General features: G+C 58.5%; 19 protein-coding genes and 1 pseudogene. 10 read left to right on the plus strand and 10 right to left on the minus strand.

Annotated features, from left to right (window positions below; all coding sequences use genetic code 11):
- The 8 genes and pseudogenes from P3C52_RS16035 to P3C52_RS16070 form a co-directional block, all read left to right on the plus strand.
- A pseudogene (locus tag P3C52_RS16035) lies at positions 1-127 on the plus strand (PTS mannose/fructose/sorbose transporter subunit IIB); the annotation flags it as partial.
- Positions 128-211: 84 nt separating this feature from the next.
- Complete coding sequence (locus P3C52_RS16040; RefSeq protein WP_275556008.1) at positions 212-634, plus strand: PTS sugar transporter subunit IIA; 423 nt, start codon at positions 212-214, stop codon at positions 632-634.
- 15 nt (positions 635-649) lie between these two features.
- On the plus strand, positions 650-1,120 hold the full coding sequence (locus P3C52_RS16045) for a PTS sugar transporter subunit IIB (RefSeq protein ID WP_275555955.1): 471 nt from the start codon (positions 650-652) through the stop codon (positions 1,118-1,120).
- 14 nt (positions 1,121-1,134) lie between these two features.
- A complete protein-coding gene (locus P3C52_RS16050; RefSeq protein ID WP_275555956.1) occupies positions 1,135-1,908 on the plus strand; it encodes a PTS mannose/fructose/sorbose/N-acetylgalactosamine transporter subunit IIC in 774 nt (257 codons plus the stop codon).
- A complete protein-coding gene (locus P3C52_RS16055) occupies positions 1,892-2,725 on the plus strand; it encodes a PTS system mannose/fructose/sorbose family transporter subunit IID (protein WP_343252029.1) in 834 nt (277 codons plus the stop codon). The genes P3C52_RS16050 and P3C52_RS16055 overlap by 17 nt, the downstream gene beginning before the upstream one ends.
- Positions 2,726-2,735: 10 nt before the next feature.
- Positions 2,736-3,797, plus strand: a complete 1,062-nt coding sequence (locus P3C52_RS16060) for an SIS domain-containing protein (RefSeq protein ID WP_275555958.1) — start codon at positions 2,736-2,738, stop codon at positions 3,795-3,797.
- Positions 3,798-3,815: 18 nt separating this feature from the next.
- Positions 3,816-4,826, plus strand: a complete 1,011-nt coding sequence (locus tag P3C52_RS16065) for an SIS domain-containing protein (protein WP_275555959.1) — start codon at positions 3,816-3,818, stop codon at positions 4,824-4,826.
- Between the two features lie 102 nt (positions 4,827-4,928).
- Complete coding sequence (locus P3C52_RS16070) at positions 4,929-5,696, plus strand: class I SAM-dependent methyltransferase (RefSeq protein WP_275555960.1); 768 nt, start codon at positions 4,929-4,931, stop codon at positions 5,694-5,696.
- Positions 5,697-5,924: 228 nt separating this feature from the next.
- Here the strand turns inward: P3C52_RS16070 and P3C52_RS16075 are convergent, their stop codons facing one another.
- Complete coding sequence (locus P3C52_RS16075; protein ID WP_275555961.1) at positions 5,925-6,365, minus strand: DcrB-related protein; 441 nt, start codon at positions 6,363-6,365, stop codon at positions 5,925-5,927.
- 251 nt (positions 6,366-6,616) lie between these two features.
- Between P3C52_RS16075 and P3C52_RS16080 the strand changes: the two genes are divergently transcribed.
- Positions 6,617-7,147 (plus strand): RcnB family protein, encoded by a 531-nt coding sequence (locus tag P3C52_RS16080; RefSeq protein ID WP_275555962.1) that lies wholly within the window; start codon positions 6,617-6,619, stop codon positions 7,145-7,147.
- Between the two features lie 84 nt (positions 7,148-7,231).
- Here P3C52_RS16080 and P3C52_RS16085 read toward each other — a convergent pair whose 3' ends face one another.
- The 5 genes from P3C52_RS16085 to P3C52_RS16105 all read right to left on the minus strand — a co-directional run bounded on the left by P3C52_RS16085 (position 7,232) and on the right by P3C52_RS16105 (position 11,954).
- Positions 7,232-8,359: an FAD-binding oxidoreductase gene (locus tag P3C52_RS16085; RefSeq protein ID WP_275555963.1), complete on the minus strand. Its 1,128-nt coding sequence runs from the start codon at positions 8,357-8,359 to the stop codon at positions 7,232-7,234.
- A 39-nt stretch (positions 8,360-8,398) separates the two neighbouring features.
- Complete coding sequence (locus tag P3C52_RS16090; protein WP_275555964.1) at positions 8,399-9,469, minus strand: Gfo/Idh/MocA family oxidoreductase; 1,071 nt, start codon at positions 9,467-9,469, stop codon at positions 8,399-8,401.
- Positions 9,469-10,242, minus strand: a complete 774-nt coding sequence (locus P3C52_RS16095; protein ID WP_275555965.1) for an amino acid ABC transporter ATP-binding protein — start codon at positions 10,240-10,242, stop codon at positions 9,469-9,471. Before P3C52_RS16095 ends, P3C52_RS16090 begins: the two co-directional genes overlap by 1 nt.
- Positions 10,232-11,056, minus strand: coding sequence for an amino acid ABC transporter permease (locus P3C52_RS16100; RefSeq protein WP_275555966.1), 825 nt, complete (start codon positions 11,054-11,056; stop codon positions 10,232-10,234). Before P3C52_RS16100 ends, P3C52_RS16095 begins: the two co-directional genes overlap by 11 nt.
- A 79-nt stretch (positions 11,057-11,135) precedes the next feature.
- Positions 11,136-11,954, minus strand: coding sequence for an ABC transporter substrate-binding protein (locus tag P3C52_RS16105; RefSeq protein WP_275555967.1), 819 nt, complete (start codon positions 11,952-11,954; stop codon positions 11,136-11,138).
- Positions 11,955-12,156: 202 nt separating this feature from the next.
- On the opposite strand from P3C52_RS16105, the gene P3C52_RS16110 reads away from it, so the two are divergent.
- A complete protein-coding gene (locus P3C52_RS16110) occupies positions 12,157-13,236 on the plus strand; it encodes a LacI family DNA-binding transcriptional regulator (RefSeq protein WP_275555968.1) in 1,080 nt (359 codons plus the stop codon).
- 132 nt (positions 13,237-13,368) lie between these two features.
- On the opposite strand, the gene opgB is transcribed toward P3C52_RS16110, so the two are convergent.
- The 4 genes from opgB to P3C52_RS16130 all read right to left on the minus strand — a co-directional run bounded on the left by opgB (position 13,369) and on the right by P3C52_RS16130 (position 20,027).
- Positions 13,369-15,660, minus strand: a complete 2,292-nt coding sequence (opgB, locus tag P3C52_RS16115) for a phosphatidylglycerol--membrane-oligosaccharide glycerophosphotransferase (protein ID WP_275555969.1) — start codon at positions 15,658-15,660, stop codon at positions 13,369-13,371.
- Positions 15,661-15,842: 182 nt separating this feature from the next.
- Entirely contained in the window at positions 15,843-17,342 is a 1,500-nt protein-coding gene (locus P3C52_RS16120) for an FGGY-family carbohydrate kinase (protein WP_275555970.1), read from the minus strand.
- 89 nt (positions 17,343-17,431) lie between these two features.
- On the minus strand, positions 17,432-18,271 hold the full coding sequence (locus P3C52_RS16125) for an aldolase (RefSeq protein ID WP_275555971.1): 840 nt from the start codon (positions 18,269-18,271) through the stop codon (positions 17,432-17,434).
- On the minus strand, positions 18,255-20,027 hold the full coding sequence (locus tag P3C52_RS16130; RefSeq protein ID WP_275555972.1) for a glycerol-3-phosphate dehydrogenase/oxidase: 1,773 nt from the start codon (positions 20,025-20,027) through the stop codon (positions 18,255-18,257). The genes P3C52_RS16125 and P3C52_RS16130 overlap by 17 nt, the downstream gene beginning before the upstream one ends.
- Positions 20,028-20,168 lie beyond the last annotated feature (141 nt).

A 20,168-nucleotide genomic window follows, 5' to 3' on the forward strand; every position in this document is an offset into this window, starting at 1 on the left:
CGTCACCGACAAGTACAAGCTGGTTATCGTGGTGGAATCGGTGGCCGACGCCTGGCGGCTGGCTACGGCGGTACCGGAGATCACCAGCATCAATCTCGGCGGGATTAAGGCCAAAGAGGGCAGCCGCCAGCCCGTTTCTCAGCCGGCGCGCCACTATTTCTGGCACGCCGGTTGCTCTTATCACGGTGTGGAACCGCTTGATGAGGTCAGGATGAAACGTCACTACATTTTTGCCAGCCACGGCTCGTTTGCCGCCGGGATCCGTCAGTCCGTCGAATTAATTCTGGGCGCGCAGCCGCATCTGCACGCGCTGTGCGCCTACGTAGAAGAAAACGAGGATTTGACCCAACAGGTGGACAGCCTGATGGCGTCGTTTACGCCGCAGGATGAGCTGATTGTCATTACCGATATTTTCGCCGGCAGCGTGAACAACGAGTTTGTTCGCTATCTGCACCGGCCCGATTTTCATCTGCTGGCCGGGTTAAACCTGCCGCTGGTGATTGAAATGCTGATCGCGCCGCCCGACGAGCCGGTGATTCAGCTGATCAACGAGGCGCTGACCAACGCCCGCGAGGGAATGCAGTACTGCAATCAGACCATCAGCAGCGCCAGCTGCGCGGACAAAGATTTCTGAGCGAGGAGGATAACAATGATAAAGCTCTTACGTGTCGATCATCGACTGCTGCACGGCCAGGTGGCCTTTTCCTGGACCCAGTACATTGGCGCGGACTGCATTCTGATCGCCAATGACAGCGTCCCTGACGATGAATTACGCAAAACCACCATCAAGCTTGCCAAGCCTCCGGCGGTCAAGCTGGTGATTAAAAACATCAACGACGCCATCGAGGCAATCAAAAGCGGCGTCACCGACAAGTACAAGCTGTTTATCGTGGTGGAATCGGTGGCCGACGCCTGGCGGCTGGCTACGGCGGTACCGGAGATCACCAGCATCAATCTCGGCGGGATTAAGGCCAAAGAGGGCAGCCGCAATATCTCGAAGGCGATTAACGTGCTGCCGGATGAGATCGCCCAGCTGGAGGAGCTGGTGCAGGCAGGCAAAGAGATCGAAATCCGCCAGGTGCCGGGCGATCGTAAACAGCTGTTCAGTGAAGCGCTGTAGCGCGGGGAGCGATAATGACTGAAGCATTGTTGCTGGGGCTGGTGGCGTTTATCGCCCAGTCTGAATATGCGTTGGGCACCTCGCTGCTCTCCAGGCCGATTGTCACCGGCCTGTTGACCGGCCTGGTGCTGGGCGATGTGCAAACCGGCGTGATTATGGGCGCGACGCTGGAGCTGGCCTTTATCGGCTCCTTCTCGGTCGGCGCCTCGATTCCGCCCGATGTGGTGACCGGCGGTATTCTCGGCGTCGCCTTCGCTATCACCTCCGGCGCGGGAACCGAAACGGCGCTGCTGCTCGGCCTGCCGATCGCCACGCTGACGCTGGTGTTAAAGAATGTTTATCTGGGGCTGTTTATTCCCACGCTCAGCCATAAGGCGGATGTGTACGCGGAGCAGGGCAATACCGGCGGCATTGAACGGATGCACCTGTTGGCCGGGTTTGGCCTGTCGCTGATGCTGGCGACTATTGTCACCGTCTCCTTCCTGGTGGGCAGCGGCGCGGTAAAAAGCCTGCTCGACGCCATCCCGGAATTTATTAAACACGGCCTGAGCGTGGCGACCGGCATGATCCCGGCGCTCGGCTTCGCGATGCTGGCGCGGCTGCTGATTAACAAGAAGGTCGCGCCTTACTTTTTCCTCGGCTTTGTGCTGATGGCCTATCTCAAGGTACCGGTTACCGGCATTGCCATTCTTGGCGCGATTGTCGCCGTGGTGATGGTCAATATGACGCAACAGCCCGTCCAGCGCGCCTCCGCGGCGCAGGGAGTGAATGATGACGAAGATTTCTGATAGCGAGCCGCAGGCGACGCCACAGATTACGCCGCGCGATCTGCGCCGTGTCTTCTGGCGCTCTTTCCAGATGGAGTTTTCCTGGAACTATGAGCGGCAAATGAACCTGGCCTTTGTCTACGCCATGATGCCGGTGCTGAAAAAGCTCTACACGCGCCATGAGGACCTGGTCAGCGCCCTGAAGCGACATCTGGTGTTCTTTAATACCACGCCGCATATCGTCACGCTGATCCTCGGCATTACCGCCGCCATGGAGGAGAAAAACCGCAGCGGCGGCGGCATGGACAGCGCCTCCATCGATAACGTGAAGGCGTCGCTGATGGGGCCGCTGGCGGGTCTGGGCGACTCCTTTTTCTGGGGAACGCTGCGGCTGATCGCCACCGGTATCGGCACCAGCCTGGCACTGAAGGGCAACATTCTTGGGCCGATCCTGTTCGTGCTGATTTTTAACGTGCCGCACATTCTGGTGCGCTGGCTCTTTACCCGCTGGGGATACGTGCTGGGTACCGGCGTGCTTCAGCGCATCCAGAAAAGCGGCATGATGGAGAGCGTTACCTACGGCGCCTCGATAATCGGCCTGATGGTGGTGGGCGCGATGACCGCCTCAATGATCGACATCACCATTCCCATTACCTTCGGCGCGGGCGAGGCGAAAACGCAGGTTCAGGACATTATCAACGACATCATGCCCTGCCTGCTGCCGCTGCTGAGCTTCGGCATTGTCTACTGGCTGCTGGGTAAAAAGGTACAGCCGCTGGCGATTATTGGCGGGATGGCGGTGGTCGGCATCCTGGGTTCATGGATTGGTCTGTTCTGAGGAGAACGCGATGTCAGTCACGATGATGAACTGTATCGAACGCGAACCGGAGGCGCTGGCGCGCATTCTGGATGAGTATCCGCACACGCTGGCGCCGCTGCGTGAACGGCTGGCGCAGGGGCCGGTGCGACGGCTGCTGATTCTGGCGACCGGCTCGTCGATGAACGCCGCCCAGTGTGCTGCCTTCGCCTTTAGTCAGTGGGCGCAGGTGCAGATTGAGATTAAAGAGCCTTATCCCTTTACCCATTACGAACGCGTTGACGAGGCAACCGACTGGATCATCGCCCTGTCGCAGAGCGGCAAAAGCCACTCCACACTGGCGGCGCAGCTCAAAGCGCAGGCGGCAGGCAAAAAGGTCTGTTGCATGACCTCCGATGCCAGCAGCCCGCTGGCACGCGAGGCGGACGCGGTGCTGGATATTAACTGCGGCATTGAGCCGGTCGGCTTCGTCACGCTGGGCTTTAGCGCCACGGTGCTGAACCTGCTGCTGGTGGCGCTGACCATCGGCGAGGCGCAGGGCACGCTGGATGCGGCGACGCGCGACAGTATGCTGCAGTCGCTGCGCCAGTTAACGGAGCAATTACCGGAAGTGATACGCCGCACCGATGCGTTTATTACGCGTCACCAGGCGGTGCTGGCCGCCGCGCCGCGCTACGTCGCCATTGGCTACGGCGCGCTGGCGGGCGTGGCGAAGGAGTTTGAAACCAAATTTACCGAGACGGTGCGCCGCCCGTCGAGCGGCTTCGAGCTGGAAGCCTATATGCACGGGCCTTATCTGGAGGCGAACGGCGAGCATCTGCTGCTGTTTATTGAAGATGCGCCGCATCCACGTCTTGCCGCACTGCGCGACTATATGCGTCCGCACGTTAAAGCTGCTTTTACGCTGAGCGCGCAGGGCGAAAGCAGTGACAACCAGCTGGGACTGAATTTTCCGCTGGATCATTTACTGGCGCCGCTGCTGTTAATCGTGCCGGTGCAAATCATGGCTTATCGGGTCGCCGCGCTCAAAGGCATTAATTTAAGCGTGCGCATATTCGACGATTTCGACCAAGTATTAAAAAGCAAAATTTAATCGCTCAGGAGAAAAAATATGTTGGGTTTTAACCAGGACGAGTACCTGACCAGTGCGCGTGAGATCATCGCTGCGCGCAAAATCGCAGAACAGGTAGCGGAAAATATCCATCAGGCAGGTTACAGCAATCTATTTTTCGCCTCGGTAGGCGGCTCGCTGGCGCCGATGATGGCAATAAATGAATTTGCGAAAGAATGTACCGCATTACCGGTTTATACCGAACAGGCGGCAGAATTAATTAATAAAGGAAATAAAAAATTAAATAAAGATTCGGTGGTCATTACGCTCTCGAAATCGGGCGATACCAAAGAATCGGTAGCCATTGCCGAATGGTGTAAAGCGCAGGGGATTCGCGTGGTCGCCATTACCAAAAATGCGGATTCGCCGCTGGCCAGCAACGCCAGCTGGCATATTCCGATGCGCCACAAAAACGGCGTCGAATATGAATATATGCTGCTTTACTGGCTGTTCTTCCGGCTGGTGGCGCTGAACGGCGAATTTGATGCGTATGAGCGTTTCGCGAATCAGCTGGAGCTGTTGCCGGAAAACCTGCTGCAGGCCAAGCGCGACTTCAACGATCGCGCCGATGAGATTGCCCGCCAGTATCACAGCAGCGATTATATGATGTGGATCGGCGGCGCGGAGATGTGGGGCGAAGTTTACCTGTTCTCAATGTGTATTCTCGAAGAGATGCAGTGGAAGCGCACCAAGTCAGTCAGTTCGGCGGAGTTTTTCCACGGTACGCTGGAGCTGCTGGAAAAAGAGGTGCCGTTGTTCCTGGTGAAAGGCGAAGGGAAATGCCGGGCGCTGGACGACCGCGTGGAAGCGTTCGCCCGTAAGATCAGCGATCATGTGGTGGTGATCGATCCGCGCGACTACCGACTGAACGGCATCGACGACGCTTTCCGCTGGATTATGGCGCCGTGCGTTGCCTCCACGCTGATGGTGGATCGGCTGGCGGCGCACTTCGAAAAATATACCGGCCACGATTTGAATATTCGCCGCTACTACCGGCAGTTTGATTATTAATGCCCGCTGTCCTCTCTCCCACGGGAGAGGACGGCGCTTTGCTTAACTTCACGCAATGAAAGGTGCATAATAAATGCATCTTTTTTGCAGCGTGAGGTGACCATGTCTGACAGTAATAAAGCGGGACATACTTTTCTGGCCAGCCTGGGGAAAACCCGACTGCGCCCCGGCGGTACGGAAGCAACCGAATGGCTGTTTGCGCAGGCCGGGCTGAATGAACAGAGCCAGGTACTGGAAATCGCCTGCAATATGGGCACCACGGCCATTGAAATGGTTTCCCGTTTCGGCTGTCGGGTTCACGCCGTTGATATGGATAAACAGGCGCTGAGCAAGGCGCGGGAAAATGTCGCTGCCGCCGGTTTATCCGACCGTATCCAGCTTAGCGAAGCAAATGCTAACCATCTTCCTTTCCCTGATAACAGCTTTGATGTAGTGATTAATGAAGCGATGCTTACCATGTACGCCGATAAGGCGAAGCAGCGGCTGGCGCACGAATATTATCGCGTGCTGAAGCCCGGCGGCTGCTTATTAACGCACGATATTATGCTGACGCGCGGCGAGCTGGCGGCGAGCGCGGATTCACAGCTGCAACAGGTGGTGAAATCGAACGTCAGTCCGATGAGCAAAGAGAACTGGCAGGCGATGTTTTATGAGGTGGGGTTTAGCCAGGTGCAAACCCACAACGGCGATATGTCGCTGATGTCGCCGCGCGGCATGATTAAAGATGAAGGGTTACTGCGCACGCTAAAAATCGCCTTTAACGGATTAAAAAATCGTGAAAATCGTCAGCGCTTTTTGAGTATGTTTCGTTATTTCCGCGCTCAGCGTCATTATATGAATTATATTGCCTGTTGTTCATGGAAGGCATAATACGCTATTCACGTAAGACGTAATAAAAAGCGGGCGCTAATCTCGCCCGCAGAAATAAATATCATGATTTTCTGTAAATAATACGCGGCGAAAATGTTCACCCATTACGCCGCCATTATTCTGTCGCTGACAGGGAGTGTTATTTACTGTTTTACGCCGCTGTTTATTTTCCGTGCCAGGTGGCATTGTTTATTGCCTGGACCGCTGTTTAATAATGCGTTTTAAAAGTTATGCCGCGTGAAAATTAAAGCTGGCAATCAGCGCGCTGAATTGCGTTTTGTCCGCCTCGGTTATTTCACTGTGTTTCGTCTGGGTAAAAACCAGAATATGAGACGGCTTCAGTTCAAATATCGCCTGCTGCTGGCAAATGCGTTGGCCGTCACGCTGATAAGAGGAGACGATACGCTCTCCGGCAATTAATCCCGCACCCAGCGAGATACTGCCGCGCTCCGGCGTCTGCCAGCCAGGCAGATGTTTCTCCATAATCGCCAGGTGGCTGTTGATGTAATCGCTCAGCGTAACGCCCTGCAGAAGCCGATCGCGTCCGATGGTATAGGCGGGCGCAGCAGGATCGGTCGATCTTAAAACATTGACCGTGTGATCGAAAAAACCGGCGGGCAGTTCAATACTGCCTTCAGTGAACAGGCAACGAGAGAGTGATTGGGTCATTTTTGCAGTTCCTTTTGCTTATAAAAACGGCATCTTCGCATATGACGGCAGCAATGACTACCCGCCCGGCAGCATCCCATTTGTGAATGAACGCCGGTATATGTCGGCTTTTTGGCTAAATAATCGCCAGCGGAATGTGGATGACAACAAAGTTCACAATAAAAGTGGCGACTGTTGGCGCAACCAGGGTTAATTTGTTTTCACTAATAATAAGCGCCTGCGACAGCAAGGCAGGGAAATCAGGAGACACTATGCGTAATACCACGAAGATTCTATTTTCAGGTGCGCTAATCAGCGCGCTGGCATTCACTTCTGTCGCCCGTGCGGAAGGGGAGCAGGCGGCTCCGGCTGATAGCGCGCCGCAAACCCAGCAGAACCCGGCGCAGGGCGTGCCGCAAACGCCTGCTCAGCAGGATCCGAATCAGGTACAAACGCAGGGCACGCCAGAAGCAGCGGTGCCGCAGGATCCGACGCAAACCCGCCCGCAAAGCGCGCAGGATCAACCGGCGCCAACCGCCGCCGCGCCGGACGCCGCACCGCAGCCGAAAGAACCTTACGAGGTGACCGAGTTCTTCAGCGATGCGCAGCGTTACACCATCGGCTCTCAGGTGCCGGAAAAGTATCGCGCCAAAGCCTATGAAATTACTGAATGGCAGAAACGCCATCTGCCCGCGCCGGATGCAGGCAGCCACTGGACCTATATGGGTGGTAACTACGTGCTGATTTCAAATGCGGACGGCAAAATTATCAAAGCCAGGTCGGGCGATATCTTCTTCCATTGATCGTCAGCGACTGTGCCGCAGCGCATGCTGCTCAGGCTGTAAAAAAGCGCGGGCCGCCTCTCTTTCAGGCGGCCCGCGCTTATGTTACGCCTGATTAAAACGTTCGGCGCGGAAGGTGGCGAACATGGGATGCGGCTCGCCGCTGATGATTTCGTCCGCCAGCAGTTCACCGGCGATCAGCGCCAGCGTTGCGCCGGAATGGGTGAAGGCCACAAAGCAACCCGGCACTTTTTTAAGTCCGCCGAAAACCGGATTGCCGTCGCCCGGAATCGGCTTCAGGCCAATCTTCCAGCCGCTGGCGCGCAGCGCAGGCCGCCCGGCAATCAGTTTACTGGCTTCATCCAATAGCTCCTGCACCACCGGTTCCGGGATGCGATATTCTCCCTCCGCGCTGCGGGAAATATGTTCCTCATACCAGTCATGATCCACCGCCAGCGTACCGCCTGGATTCGGACGTACGGCAGCGCGCGGCGTATTCATAACCGCTTCAATAGGAGTATCGATGGGATCGGTGGTGACCAGCATCGAAACCGGCGAGCCGTTGGGAATGGTGACGCCCAGCGGTGCCACCACGTCCGGCGTTTGCGGCCCGCAGGCGACCAGCACCGCGTCCGCCGCCAGCTCGCCGGCACGCGCGGTGACAACGCCGCAGGCGCGCCCGCTGCCGTCGGTTTTTACCGTTGCCTTGCCCGCATGTTCAATCAATTTGCCGCCAAGCTGATGGAACTCCTCCATAAGCCAGCCGATCAGGTGTGGCAGGCTAACCCAGCCTTCACCGGCGTTAAAAATGGCGCTGTCCGCCATCGCCTGCGGCGCAATATTCGGTGTAAATTCGGCGACATTATTCGGCCCGATCAGCGCGGAATCGTAGCCGTGCGCGCTTTCATAGGCGTGGCGCGCCTGGGTGCCGCGATCGTCATCCGCCGCCCAGTAGAGACCGCCGTCAAAGCGCAGCCAGGGCAGATCGGGATGTTGCGCAAACAGTGTGCGATAGCGATCGATTCCCGCCATACGCAGCGCATGATATTCCAGGGCGCGTTCGCCAGCGGAGTTGAGCCAGGAGAGAGAACGCCCCGATGCGCCAGAGCCGAGCGCGGCTTCGGTAATCAGCACCACCTGTGCGCCCTTGCGCAGCAGATGTACCGCGCTGGAGACGCCAATCGCGCCGCCGCCGATAACGGCAACCCGTTTTTCATTGTTTTCCAGTGACATAAATTTGTTCCTTGTACAGGTAAATAGTGGTTGTCCGTCTCAGGCGTTGCGGACGGCGTAACGGGTATGGAGATCTTCAATCAGACGCAGGGACGCCAGCGACTCAGCGGCATCCACCGGCAGCGGGCCGCCTTCCAGCAGCGCGTTCGCCAGCAGGCGATAAAAGGCGGGATAATCGCCGCGCTCGGTTTCAATCACCCGATCTTGCGTATCCTGCGTCAGCGTGCCCCAGTGGCTGGCTTCTTCCACGCCAAAGGCGAGATCGAGCGGCGTCATACCGGCGGCCAGCGACGGTTCCTGATTATCCAGTCCCCATTTGGTAAAGCCCGCCTGGCTACCCAGCAAGTGAAAACGCGGGCCCTGACGGGCGGCGAGGCCGTTCATCCACAGGCGCGTGCGCACGCCATTAACGTGCAGCAATGAAACAAAGCTGTCCTCATCCGCCGCGGAAAGCGCAGGTTGCGTATGGCGCGCCAGCTCGGCGTAGCTGTCGGCAACCGGCCCGAACAGCTGCAACGCCTGATCGATAAGGTGGCTGCCGAGATCGAGCAGCAGGCCGCCGCCGTCGGCAATGGCGGCGCGATCGCGCCAGTTGCCGAAGCCCTGTGGCCGCCACCATTCAAAACGCGATTCAAAGCTGCGAATATCACCCAGCGCGCCCTGACGCAGCAGCTTTTTCACCGTCAGAAAATCGCCGTCCCAGCGGCGGTTTTGAAATACCGTCAGCAGCGTGCCCGCCTGCCGCGCGGCGGCGATCAGCGCTTCGCCGTCGCGGCTGTGCGGAACAAAAGGTTTATCAATCACCAGATGCAGCCCGCGCGCAATCGCCGCCTCCGCCTGGACGCGATGTCCCTGCGGCGGCGTGCCCAGCACCAGCAAATCCAGTCCGATCTCTCCGGCGTCGATCAGCGCCAGCAGCTGCGGCAAACTTTCCACCAGACGCGCCTGCGGATAGCGCTGGCGGGCCAGCACCTGGCGTTCGGCATCGCCGGTGACAATCGCCGTCAGCGCAAAGTGCGGATCGGCGGCGATCAGCGGCGCATGAAAGATCTGCCCGGAAACGCCGAATCCCACCACCGCGGTACGAATTTTCCCCTTCATTAACGGCATCACAGCACCTCCGATAAAAAGCGGCGCAGGCGCGCCGACTGCGGGCGCTCGAAAATTGCTTCCGGCGTGCCGGTTTCTACAATTTCGCCCTCATCCATAAACACCACCTGATCGGCGACCTTGCGCGCAAACCCCATCTCATGCGTCACCACCACCATGGTCATGCCGCGCTGGCAGAGATCCGCCATCAGATTAAGCACGCCTTTCACCAGTTCAGGATCGAGCGCCGACGTCGCTTCGTCGAACAGCATCACTTCCGGGTCCATCGCCAGCGCGCGGGCAATGGCGACGCGCTGCTGCTGGCCACCGGAGAGATCGCGCGGACGATGATCGGCGCGCTGGGTTAATCCCACCTCATCCAGCCGCCGACGGGCGATCTCCAGTGCCTGTTGCTTCGGCAGTTTTTTGATTTTCCACGGTGCCAGCGCCACGTTTTGCAGCGCGCTGTGATCGGGAAACAGATTGAAATGCTGGAACACCATGCCGATGCGCAACCGCAGCGCATCCGGCTTATCCTTCAGCACCGAGCGGCCGGACAGCAGCACGTCGCCCGCTTTCGGCTCATGCAGCCGGTTAATGCCGCGCAGCAGTGTCGATTTCCCGGAGCCGGACGGCCCGATAATACAGGTGGTGGTGCCTGCCGGAATGTGCAGCGAGACATTGCGCAGCACTTCTATATCGCCGTAGGCCAGCGACAGATTGCGTAGTTCCAGACTGGAACCGTGAAACGCCGCGTCCTGTGGCTGTTCTGTGGCTAACGCATTATTCAGCATACTGTTGCTCCCGATGGGCAGAAAGAGGGGCGGGGCGGCCGCTGGCGGACGCGCTGTGCTGTTGCACTTCATCAACTTCTTTCAGGCCGCTCTGCGGCGCGCTGGCGCGGCGACGACCGTTGCGATAGCGTTCGTCGATCACGTTAACCAGATGCGTCATCGGCACGGTGATCACCAGATAGAACATGCCTGCCAGCATTAACGGCGACAGGTTGCCGGTCAGTACGGCGGCATCCTGCCCGACGCGGAACAGCTCGCGTTGGCCGACCATCAGGCCCAGCAGATAGACCAGCGAGGAGTCCTTAATAATCGAAATAAACTGGTTAACCACCGCAGGCAGCACCCGGCGGATACCCTGCGGGATCACAATCAGCGTCATGGCGCGCGCATAGCTCATACCAAGCGCGCGGCACGCTTCCAGCTGGCCTTTTTCCACGCTCTGAATGCCGGAGCGGAAAATTTCGCCCATGTAAGCGCTGGCGATCAGGCTGAGGGCGAAGATACCGAGCGGATAGGGCGTCGGGCCAAACAGCTGATAGCTGAAGCGCGCCAGACCCTGACCGATAAGCAGAATGGTCAGAATTGACGGCAGGCCGCGAAACAGATCGGTATAAATGCGAGCCGGCAGGCGCAGCCAGCGCGCCGGTGAAATCGCCATCAGCGCCAGAATCAGGCCGAAGGTGGTGCCCAGTACCGTAGCGGCGAGGGAGATAATTAATGTGTTAATTAAACCGGTTCCCAGCAGCTGAGGAAAAACGGCCATCATTGACGGGAAATCGAAGAAGGTGCGCGACAGAATCTCGAACAGGTTCATAGTAAGCACTCGCTTTTTTCAGGGGCCGGGACAACAGCTCCCCGGCCCGGTGGATCGGGCTGTTCTCTGCGTTGGGGTATTACTGCGCGTTGGGCAGGTACTGTTTCGGCATCGGGGAACCGGGGAACCACTTCTCATAGAGGCGTTTCCAGGTGCCGTCCTGCATGGCGTCTTTGATGGCTTTATCCAGCGCCGCTTTCAACGCTGGATTCTGTTTGGCGATGGCGAAGCCGGCGGGCGCATCGAACGAGGGAATGTCTGCCGCGTGAATCAGCTTAAAGCGTTCGGCGTAGCTTTTGGCCGCCTCGAAATCGAGGAAAACCGCATCCAGCGTGCCGTTATTCAGGGAGGAGATAGCAGCATTGTTATCCGGGAAACGCACCAGATCGGTCTGCGGGAAATGCTTCACCGCATAGCTTTCCTGCAGCGTGCCCTGCACCACGCCCAGGCGGCGTTTTGCCAGCGCGGCGACATCTTTGATGCTGGTATCGCTGCGGGTCAGCACTGTCAGATAGCCCGCCAGGTAACCGGTAGAAAAATCGACGGTTTTGGCGCGTTCCGGCGTAATGCCGATTGCCGCGACGCCCGCGTCATACTGACCGTTAGCCACCGCAGGCAAAATGCCGGAGAAATCCTGGCCGATAAAATCGACCTGCCTGACGCCCAGGCGATGAGCGACATCAGTAAAGAACTCAATATCAAAGCCGGTAAAATTGCCTGCGGCATCGGTAAAGGTGTAGGGTTTCGCATCGCCTAGGCTGGCGACGCGCATATGGCCAGGTTCAATCAGGCCATAAGGATTGTTATCTGCCGCGACAGCATGGGTAGAGAGCGTGACGATGGAAGCCGAGGCGATAAGCGCAACGGCCATTCTGAACAGGATGTTGTGCGATTTCATAAGCAGTCCGTTTTTGTTGTCTAAACATCAACGACTATTGAAACCGGGGGCGTTTAATTAGTATGAGTCCGGTCTCAATGCAGGTGCTGATTAGGGCGCTATCTCACTTGTGAGACCGGTCTCAAATCAGTTACAGTGATATTAAGCACAGCCTTTCGGAGCCGTCAATGATTGATCCTTCAACCTGTGATTCGAATTAATTATGACAAGTAAAACCAGGCGAATGAAAGCACCGACCGCCGCCGATGTGGCGCGCGAAGCGAAGGTTTCTAAAGCGCAGGCGGCCAGGGCGCTGGGCGGTTACGGATCGGTCAGTGACGAGGTTATGACGCGGGTGCTGGCGGCAGCGGAAAGGCTGGGCTATCGGCCAAACGAGCTGGCGCGCAGCATGAATACTGGCCGCTCCAATACGCTGGGCGTAATCGTCGGCGATATTGAAAACCCGCATTTCGGGCTGGCGCTGCGCGGCATCTCTGATGTAGCGCGCCAGGCGGGCTATCACGTTATTCTCAGCAACAGCGATGAAAAGGTCGATATTGAGCGCGAAGCGGTGCGCGTGATGCTGGAAAAGCGCGTGGACGGCATTATCGTTGCGCCCAGCAGCTCCGCCGCCAGCGACAATGCGCACTTAACGCAGGTGCTGACGGAAGGGCGGGCGCTGACGCTGTTTGACCGGGCAGTTTACGAACTGGATGTGGAGGTTATCGGCGTCGATTTTACCCGTGCGGCGCAGCAGGCGACGCAGGAGCTACTGGAGGCTGGGCATCGCCGTATCGCTTACGTCACCAGCATGAACGCCGCCCAACCTTATCGTCGTTCAGAAGATATGGGGCTGACGCCGGTCGCCCAGCGTATTGCCGGTATGGAGCGCGCCTTTAGTGCGGCGGGCGTGCCCTTTGTGCCGGCGTTGATTAAGCCCAATGCGCTGGATGATGCAGCAGTAGCACGTATTGTGGCGGAACTGTTTGCTGCCACGCCGCCGACGGCCGTTATCGCTTCAGATAGCCTGATCGCGCAGGCGCTGCTGCGTGAGTTTCTCCAGCGTGGCCTGCGTATCCCGCAGGATCTGTCGTTTGTGATGTATGATAATTTTCCCTGGACAGAAATCGTTTCGCCGCCGCTGTCGGTGATAGCTCAGCCGGTTTATGAAATGGGCTGTGAGGCGGCCCGACGTATTATCGCCCAGATCCGCGGCGAAGATCCCGGCCCGATGCCGGTGTTTGAAACGCGCTATATTCGTCGGGCATCGACCGGGCTGCCGTCAACCCGACGGCTTAACTGAGATCAGGATGCGCTGAAGCTGGCATCGCTTGCTAAGACAGGCTAAACAGCTAATAGCTGAAGTGCGCAGGCTCCGGTCATTCAACGATAAATAAAAGGAGCGTTTATACGCTCCCTTTTGCTGTTGCCCCGATCATTCTTTCACTGGCACCACCTTTATTTCGACCAGTCCAATGCCCAGCTTGCGCGGATCCTGGCCGATGATGTTGCCTTCGTTCGACAACTGCGGCTCCGGCGGCGCGATGGTGAGCTGATGACTGCCTTCAGGGTTGGTGAAATGCAGCGTCACGCTGCTGACTTCATGACCCAGCGTCAGCATCTGCTGCTGCGAACCTACGCGCACCGGTATCGGGCGCTGAGCGTTCGGGCCGAAAGCTTTCGCACGGATTATCAGATCAAAACGCGGCGGCAGCGGCTGGGCGTAATCGATAGTCACTTCCGGCGCAAGATTGGCGTTGCTCCAGCGGCCCCAGGCTTCCGGGCGCGAAATGCCGCTAAACTGCTTCACCGCCAGCGGCGCGCCCGGCACGTCAAACTTAAAGCTGTCGGCCTGGTAGCGAATATCGTGATCGGCGATTTTCAGTGCGGCGACATTTTGCTGCCAGCGCTGCTCATCCAGCGGCTGTTGCGTAATGTTGACCTCGCTTTCCCAGTTCGCCTTATCGATCAGCTGAACCTGCGGCTGGGCGCCCAGCTGCCCTTGCGCCACGCACAGGTCGGTGGAGATCGCCAGCGACGGCTGCCATAAACGCGCCATCTTAAAGCAGCGATCGACCCAGACAAACTTATCTTCTGCCGCAAAATCGGCCAGCTGATAGCGCAGCGGCGCGGCATATTCGCCTTCCGGCAGCGGCTCGACTTTATCTTTACCTATTTTCAGCAGCAGCGGCAGGCTGAAATGCGCGCCGGAGAAGCTGATGCTGTTTTTCTGCTTATCGACGCTAAAGCGTTCGATCGACTTTGGAAAGCCCCACAGCTGAATGACGTCCGGCTTCCACTCCAGCACCTTTTTCTTCATATCGAACTGCTCCGACAGCGAGCGATCCGACAACGAACTACGACCCAGGCCTATCGCCTTATCGCCGCCCAGCAGATCCAGCACTGTCGCGCCGTTGTCCAGCGAGCTGCGCTTCATGGTCAGCAGCTGCGGCTGTGCGCTGTCGCCGCGAATAATCATAAACAGGTTGTCGCGCTGACGGGCGTTAAGGTATTTCCAGGCGGTATTGTTCATCGCCAGATGATCGGAAGAGACCACGATCAGCGTATTTTTGGCGTAAGGCGAGGCCAGAATGCGTGAAATCAGCTGCGCCACATGCTCCTGGCTACAGGCGACGGCGCTGAACGACTGGTTAGGTTTGCCTTCGTAGCTGTAGCTTTTATGGGTACAGCTACGGGAGATAAAGCCGTCGGGATGATGGGTATCTACCGTCAGCGTGAACAGGGCAAACGGCTGCGGCTGCTGCGAAAGCTGTTCAAACTTCTGCCAGACCTCATCCATCACCGTATCGTCATAGAAACCCCAGTTGTTGCGATAGGCGGGATCGGTCACCTGATCTTTCAGCTCCTGCAGGCCGTAGAGATGATCGATGCCGTGCGACTTCAGGAAGGTATCTTTGCCGGCAAAGCGCAGATCGGCGCCCTGCATAAAATATGTCTGATAGCCGGAATTTTTCAGGATATCGCCGAGGCAGATATTCTGCGGAAAGAAGCTGGAGAGCGAGGCTGACGCGTTGCCTTCGAAAGGTGCAAACAGCGGAATGCCGCACTGCGAAGCCACCATTCCGGCGATGGTATATTCGGTACCGGGCAGCTGCTCGGTTTGGGCAAAATCAAGCGCCTGCTGCTGCTTCAGGCGGCTCAGCTCCGGCGCCAGACCGGGAAAAGCCTGCTCGTCAAAATAGGTGCGCTCCAGACTTTCGCCATAGATATAGACCAGGTTCAGCGTCGGTTTAGCAATCTGCTTCTGCGGAACGTGATACCAGCGCGCAAAATCGGAATCGCCAGCGGCGGTTTGCGAAACGAGCAGATCGGTCACCTGCTGAAACGCGGGCGTGGTTTTAATCGAAGCGAGCGCCAGTAGCAGCGCCAGCAGGCTGTAGCCGAAATGGTGCGGCCGGTCGCCGCGTCGGCGCAGCAGCCAGGAGAGCAGGCAGAAGACTAAAAACAGCGCCAGCACCAGGCCGATGCCGGGCAGCACATATTTACTGACGCCGGCACCGGTCAGGCTGTTGGTCAGCGTATAAATCACCGCATCGTTAATCCCTTCGCCGGTAAAGTAGTTACTGGCGTAGAGCGTGGCGTTAAGGATGATAAACAGACCAAGAACCAACAGCAGTGAAAGATACCAAAAGGTGTTTCGCCCGGCTTTGTAAGCATAAATAACGATCGATGCAACAAATAAAATGACTGAAAAAAGTTCAGACAACGGAATTTCCTCATGCGAACGCCGACGACGATAAGGCCGTCGTCAGGCTCGTTTTCTTTATCAGGGGGAAGCAGAATTTTTTCAATCTATCCTGACTGTCATATCCCTGCAATACGGCATATCAAAACTGCGGCGTGGCGCGAAGAAATTCAGACCATAAGCGCGCGACAGGTTAACAACCTTCAGGCGCTGGGCGCGACATCGTGCCAGAGATCGTCCATCGCCAGCTCCAGCTTTTTAAACAGCTGATAGCGTCTGGTGTGGAAAGCGTGGCGCGCTTCGTTCGGCAGCAGTACGCCGGGATTAAGCTGTACCGCCTGGGCTACGCCCGCCGCCAGGTTCGGCCACAGTCCGACGCCGACGCCCGCGCAGATGGCCGCGCCCAGCGCGCCGGTCTCCGCACAGGTGGCGACGCGGATGGGAATGCCCAGCACATCGGCAAACATTTGCGGCCAGACTGAACTACGCGCCGCGCCGCCGGAAAGTGTCGCCTGCGTGAAAGGAATGCCAGCGGCGCGCAGGCGATCGATATGGGCGTGGTGGGCAAAAGTCACGCCTTCGAACAGCGCAAACAGCATATCGGCGCGGGTGTGCCAGCCGCCCAGCCCGTAAAAGCCCGCTTTGGCCGGGCCCGCCTTGCGGCCGGAATAGAGATAGGGATGATAAAGCGGCAGCTGCATATCCGGCTGCACCTGCGCCACCAAATCGCTGCTGCGTACCGCGCCCTGGCCGCCGCGCCCGTCGTCAAATTCGCGGATAAACCAGTCAAGATTGGCGGCGGACGTGGCGCTGGCTTCAATTGCCATAAAGCGGTCGCGCTCGATAATCGAATTCATAAAGACCGGACGCCGATATTCCGGTTTATCTACTACCACCTGATTGATGCTCCAGGTACCCGCTACGACAGACGCTTCGCCGCAGTTCACAACGCCGGAGCCCACGGCGCTGGCAACCACGTCAAAAATCCCTGCCACGACCGGAATGCCGACCGGCAGCCCGGTCAGACTGGCGGCCTGCGGTGTAACCTGGCCTACGACCGCACAGGATTCATGCAGCGGCGGCAACAGCGGCAGGGCATCTTCCAGGCCATACAGCACCATCAGCGCCGCGCTGTAGTGGCGCTGCGCATAGTCGATCAGTCCGGCACCGGCGGCGTCGGAGTAATCGGCGGCGATTGATCCGCAGAGAAAGTGATTAATCACATCTTTGGCGCACAGCACATGGCCGATGCGGGCGTAGCGCGCCGCGTCGTGCTGTTTCAGCCAGCGCAGCAGCACCGGCGTGGCCGCAGGCCAGGGTTTTTGCAGTGAACGCTGCCAGATAAGATCGGCATTACCACGCTGTTCCAGCTCGCTGACCAGCGCGGCGGCGCGCATATCGATCGACTGGATGCCCAGCAGCGGCTGCTGCGTTTTATCCAGCGCGTAGAGTCCGTTACCGTGCCCGGCGGCACCTACGGCGATAACCCGCCGCGCCGCATCGCCCGCCTGTTGCAGACAATCGCGCACCGCCTGCTGTACGCCATGCCAGACGTCAGTGATTGGCCGTTCAGCATAGCCAGGCTGCGGCTGACGGGTTTCTCCGGCGCAGCTCGCCACCGACAGCACCTGGCCGTCGCAGTCAAACAGCACCGCTTTAATCATGGTATTGCCGGCATCGATGCCGAGTAAGCAATGGCTCATCAATGACCTCGCATTCAGGGACGGCAGGCGGTCAGGGTCGCTTGCCGTCTGGCGATCCGATGGCGCACTGCTTAAGCGCCGGTATGGCGTCAGGCCTGGTGGTAAATTTCCAGCGCCTCCGCGCCGCTGACGCCCTGATGAATAATCGCCATCAGCGCCTTTACCACGCGCGATGGGTTATCGTGTTGATAAACGTTGCGGCCATACACCATGCCTGATGCGCCCTGGGCCATCAGCGCCACGCTTTTTTCCAGCACGCCGCGCAGTTCGCCTTTACCGCCGCCGCGCACCAGCGTCGGGCAGCGCGCCGCTTCCACTACGCGATGAAAATCTTCGACGTTTTCGGTGGGATCGGCCTTGATAATATCCGCGCCCAGTTCGCGCGCCAGCCGCACCAGCGGCACGATTTGCCGGACATCGCCCAGCGAGCCGTAGGCTGGCCCCTGGCCCGCCGCCGCCATGACCAGCGGTTCAATCATCAGCGGCATGGCGTATTTATCGCAGGCGTGACGCAGGCGGCCGATATTTTCCACGCACTGGCGAAAGATGCCCGGCTCGTCAGGGATTTGATAGAGGTTGACCACTACCGCTGCGGCATCCATTTGCAGCGCTGCCAGAATCGGCTCCTCCGGGTTATGCAGCACCGCCCACATTTCCCGATGGCGCGCGGCGTTATAGGCGTTGCCGACATCGGTACGCAGCACCAGCGCCGGTTTCGGCGCGGCCGCCTGCTGTAACAGATCGGCCTGGCCGTAATTGACCTGAATGGCATCAGGCTGGGCGGCAATTAAATTGCGCATAACGCTTTGGATATCTTCCAGCCCGACGAGGAAATCGGGTTCGTTGGCGATGCCGTGATCGATAGCGACATCCAGACATTTTCCCTGTTTAAACAGGCGATTCAGGCGCACTTTATCGCTGACCGACATGCTTTTCTCCTGCGGGTTGAGTATGGGAGGCCAGGCGTAGCCCGGAAACGCCGTGCAGACGCGCCAGGCGCGCCAGCGTCATTTCCAGCTGCTGCTGGCGGTGCGCATCGCTCCACTGCATCTCCTGCGCCATCAGATGGGCGATCTCCGCCATCAGCGGCGGCGTCAGCTGGCCGGAAATGCCCAGCGCGGTGCGGCGCAGCAGCAGATCTTCCAGCATCACCACCTGTTCTTCGTGGATCAGCCAGCACAGCTCGGTATCGCTGTAGTCGGCATGATGCTGAAGCGGCTGCTCATCCCTTTCGTTAATCAGGCGCAACAGTGGCTCGGCGCGCGTGCCGTAGCGATCCACCAGTAGCGCCACACGCCTTTCCGTTAGCCGATATTTCTCGCTTAATTCCCGGATCCAGACGGGCAGACGCTCCTGACAGGGGAAGTTGCGCCCGCCGCCAATCGCCATATCCACGGTGCTGCGCAGCCGTTTTTCGCCCAGCAGCTTCAGCACGCGATCCGCTGCCTGTTCGCCAAAGCGGCGGAAGGTCGTCCATTTGCCGCCGACCAGGTTCAGCACGGAAAAGTCGCGGGTGGCATCGGGTGGGAAGTAAACCAGCGAGTGGTTGCGCGTAATGCGCCCGCTCACTTCGGTATCGCTGGCGGGCAGCGGACGCACGCCGGAAAAGGTGTACAGCACATCATCGTCGCTAACGTTAATATGCGGGAAAATAAAGTGCAGCGATTCCAGAATGTAGCGCTGCTCTTCCGCGCTACAGGCGATATTCTCTGGATCGTCCACGCGAATATCGGTGGAGCCCACCAGCACTTTGCCGTACCAGGGGAACATGATGCAGACGCGGCCATCCTGGTTTTCGTAATAAACCATCTCATCGCGCAGCTCCGCCAGCAGCGCCGGGCTGTCAATGATCAGGTGCGATCCTTTGGTACCGCCGATCAGTTTCGGCGGATCGGCGGGCAGCGGCTGCTGATTGAGGCGATCGATCCAGGCGCCGGTGGCGTTGACGATCACGTGCGGCTCAAGGGTGAAAAGCGCGTCGGTCAGGTTATCGCGCAGCGTGACCCGTTCGCCGTCGCTCTCCACCAGGCTGACATAATTCAGCGCCAGCGCGTCACGGTTGCTGTTTTCCGTATCCAGCACCAGCTCAACGCCCAACCGCTCCGGTGCTTTAATCCAGGCATCATAATAGGTGGCACTGTATTTCACCCAGACGGCAAAGCCGGGCCAGCGCGCACGCGTTTCGGCCGTGTTGTTCAGACGGTGGCGCGGCATTTTGCCCTGCTGGCGCGTATAGAAATCGTAGAGCGACAGGCCGGTTTTGATCAACAATGCGCCGCGCCGCGTCGGCTTTTCGCCGAGGCGTAAAAAGCGTTTACTGGCGTTCACCAGGCCGCCGCCCCAGCTATCGATGGGCACCGTGGTGCGCAGCGGCGAAACGTAATGGGGCGCGTTCTTCAACAGCCGGTCGCGCTCTTGCACCGACTCCCTGACCAGATCGAACTCGCCGGTTTCCAGATAGCGCAGGCCGCCGTGGATCATGCGCGATAGCGCGCCGCTCGCCGCCTGGCACCAGTCATCTTTCTCTACCAGCACCACCGGAATGCCCTGCAGCGCCAGTTCCCGAAAGGTGCTGATCCCGTTAATCCCGCCGCCGACAATCAGCACCGGCGCACGATTACGCTGACGCAGCGCCGCAAGCTTCTCTTCCCGGCTACGCTTTACCACCACTTCCTGTTTCCGCATGCTTTTCTCCTCTGCCCGCCGCGATATGGGCGGGCTCAGCGTTAACTGCTTGCTCCTGCAATTATTTTCGCCGTAAGAGAAGAGGGCAAAGAAAGCGCGGCTTAAAATGCGTAACTGTGAGCCGGATCGAGAATATGCGCG

The organism is Mixta sp. Marseille-Q2659, assembly GCF_940807255.1.
Taxonomy (GTDB): Bacteria; Pseudomonadota; Gammaproteobacteria; order Enterobacterales; family Enterobacteriaceae; genus Mixta.

Coding starts and splice junctions, on each gene's coding strand:
- P3C52_RS16105 (WP_275555967.1), bottom strand. CDS start 11,954: ATGAAATCGCACAACATCCTGTTCAGAATGGCCGTTGCGCTTATCGCC.
- P3C52_RS16125 (WP_275555971.1), bottom strand. CDS start 18,271: ATGTCGGTCAGCGATAAAGTGCGCCTGAATCGCCTGTTTAAACAGGGA.
- P3C52_RS16055 (WP_343252029.1), top strand. CDS start 1,892: ATGACGAAGATTTCTGATAGCGAGCCGCAGGCGACGCCACAGATTACG.
- P3C52_RS16110 (WP_275555968.1), top strand. CDS start 12,157: ATGACAAGTAAAACCAGGCGAATGAAAGCACCGACCGCCGCCGATGTG.
- P3C52_RS16075 (WP_275555961.1), bottom strand. CDS start 6,365: ATGACCCAATCACTCTCTCGTTGCCTGTTCACTGAAGGCAGTATTGAA.
- P3C52_RS16045 (WP_275555955.1), top strand. CDS start 650: ATGATAAAGCTCTTACGTGTCGATCATCGACTGCTGCACGGCCAGGTG.
- P3C52_RS16070 (WP_275555960.1), top strand. CDS start 4,929: ATGTCTGACAGTAATAAAGCGGGACATACTTTTCTGGCCAGCCTGGGG.
- P3C52_RS16085 (WP_275555963.1), bottom strand. CDS start 8,359: ATGTCACTGGAAAACAATGAAAAACGGGTTGCCGTTATCGGCGGCGGC.
- P3C52_RS16060 (WP_275555958.1), top strand. CDS start 2,736: ATGTCAGTCACGATGATGAACTGTATCGAACGCGAACCGGAGGCGCTG.
- P3C52_RS16100 (WP_275555966.1), bottom strand. CDS start 11,056: ATGAACCTGTTCGAGATTCTGTCGCGCACCTTCTTCGATTTCCCGTCA.
- P3C52_RS16040 (WP_275556008.1), top strand. CDS start 212: ATGAAACGTCACTACATTTTTGCCAGCCACGGCTCGTTTGCCGCCGGG.
- P3C52_RS16130 (WP_275555972.1), bottom strand. CDS start 20,027: ATGCGGAAACAGGAAGTGGTGGTAAAGCGTAGCCGGGAAGAGAAGCTT.
- P3C52_RS16090 (WP_275555964.1), bottom strand. CDS start 9,469: ATGCCGTTAATGAAGGGGAAAATTCGTACCGCGGTGGTGGGATTCGGC.
- P3C52_RS16080 (WP_275555962.1), top strand. CDS start 6,617: ATGCGTAATACCACGAAGATTCTATTTTCAGGTGCGCTAATCAGCGCG.
- P3C52_RS16095 (WP_275555965.1), bottom strand. CDS start 10,242: ATGCTGAATAATGCGTTAGCCACAGAACAGCCACAGGACGCGGCGTTT.
- P3C52_RS16050 (WP_275555956.1), top strand. CDS start 1,135: ATGACTGAAGCATTGTTGCTGGGGCTGGTGGCGTTTATCGCCCAGTCT.
- P3C52_RS16120 (WP_275555970.1), bottom strand. CDS start 17,342: ATGAGCCATTGCTTACTCGGCATCGATGCCGGCAATACCATGATTAAA.
- P3C52_RS16065 (WP_275555959.1), top strand. CDS start 3,816: ATGTTGGGTTTTAACCAGGACGAGTACCTGACCAGTGCGCGTGAGATC.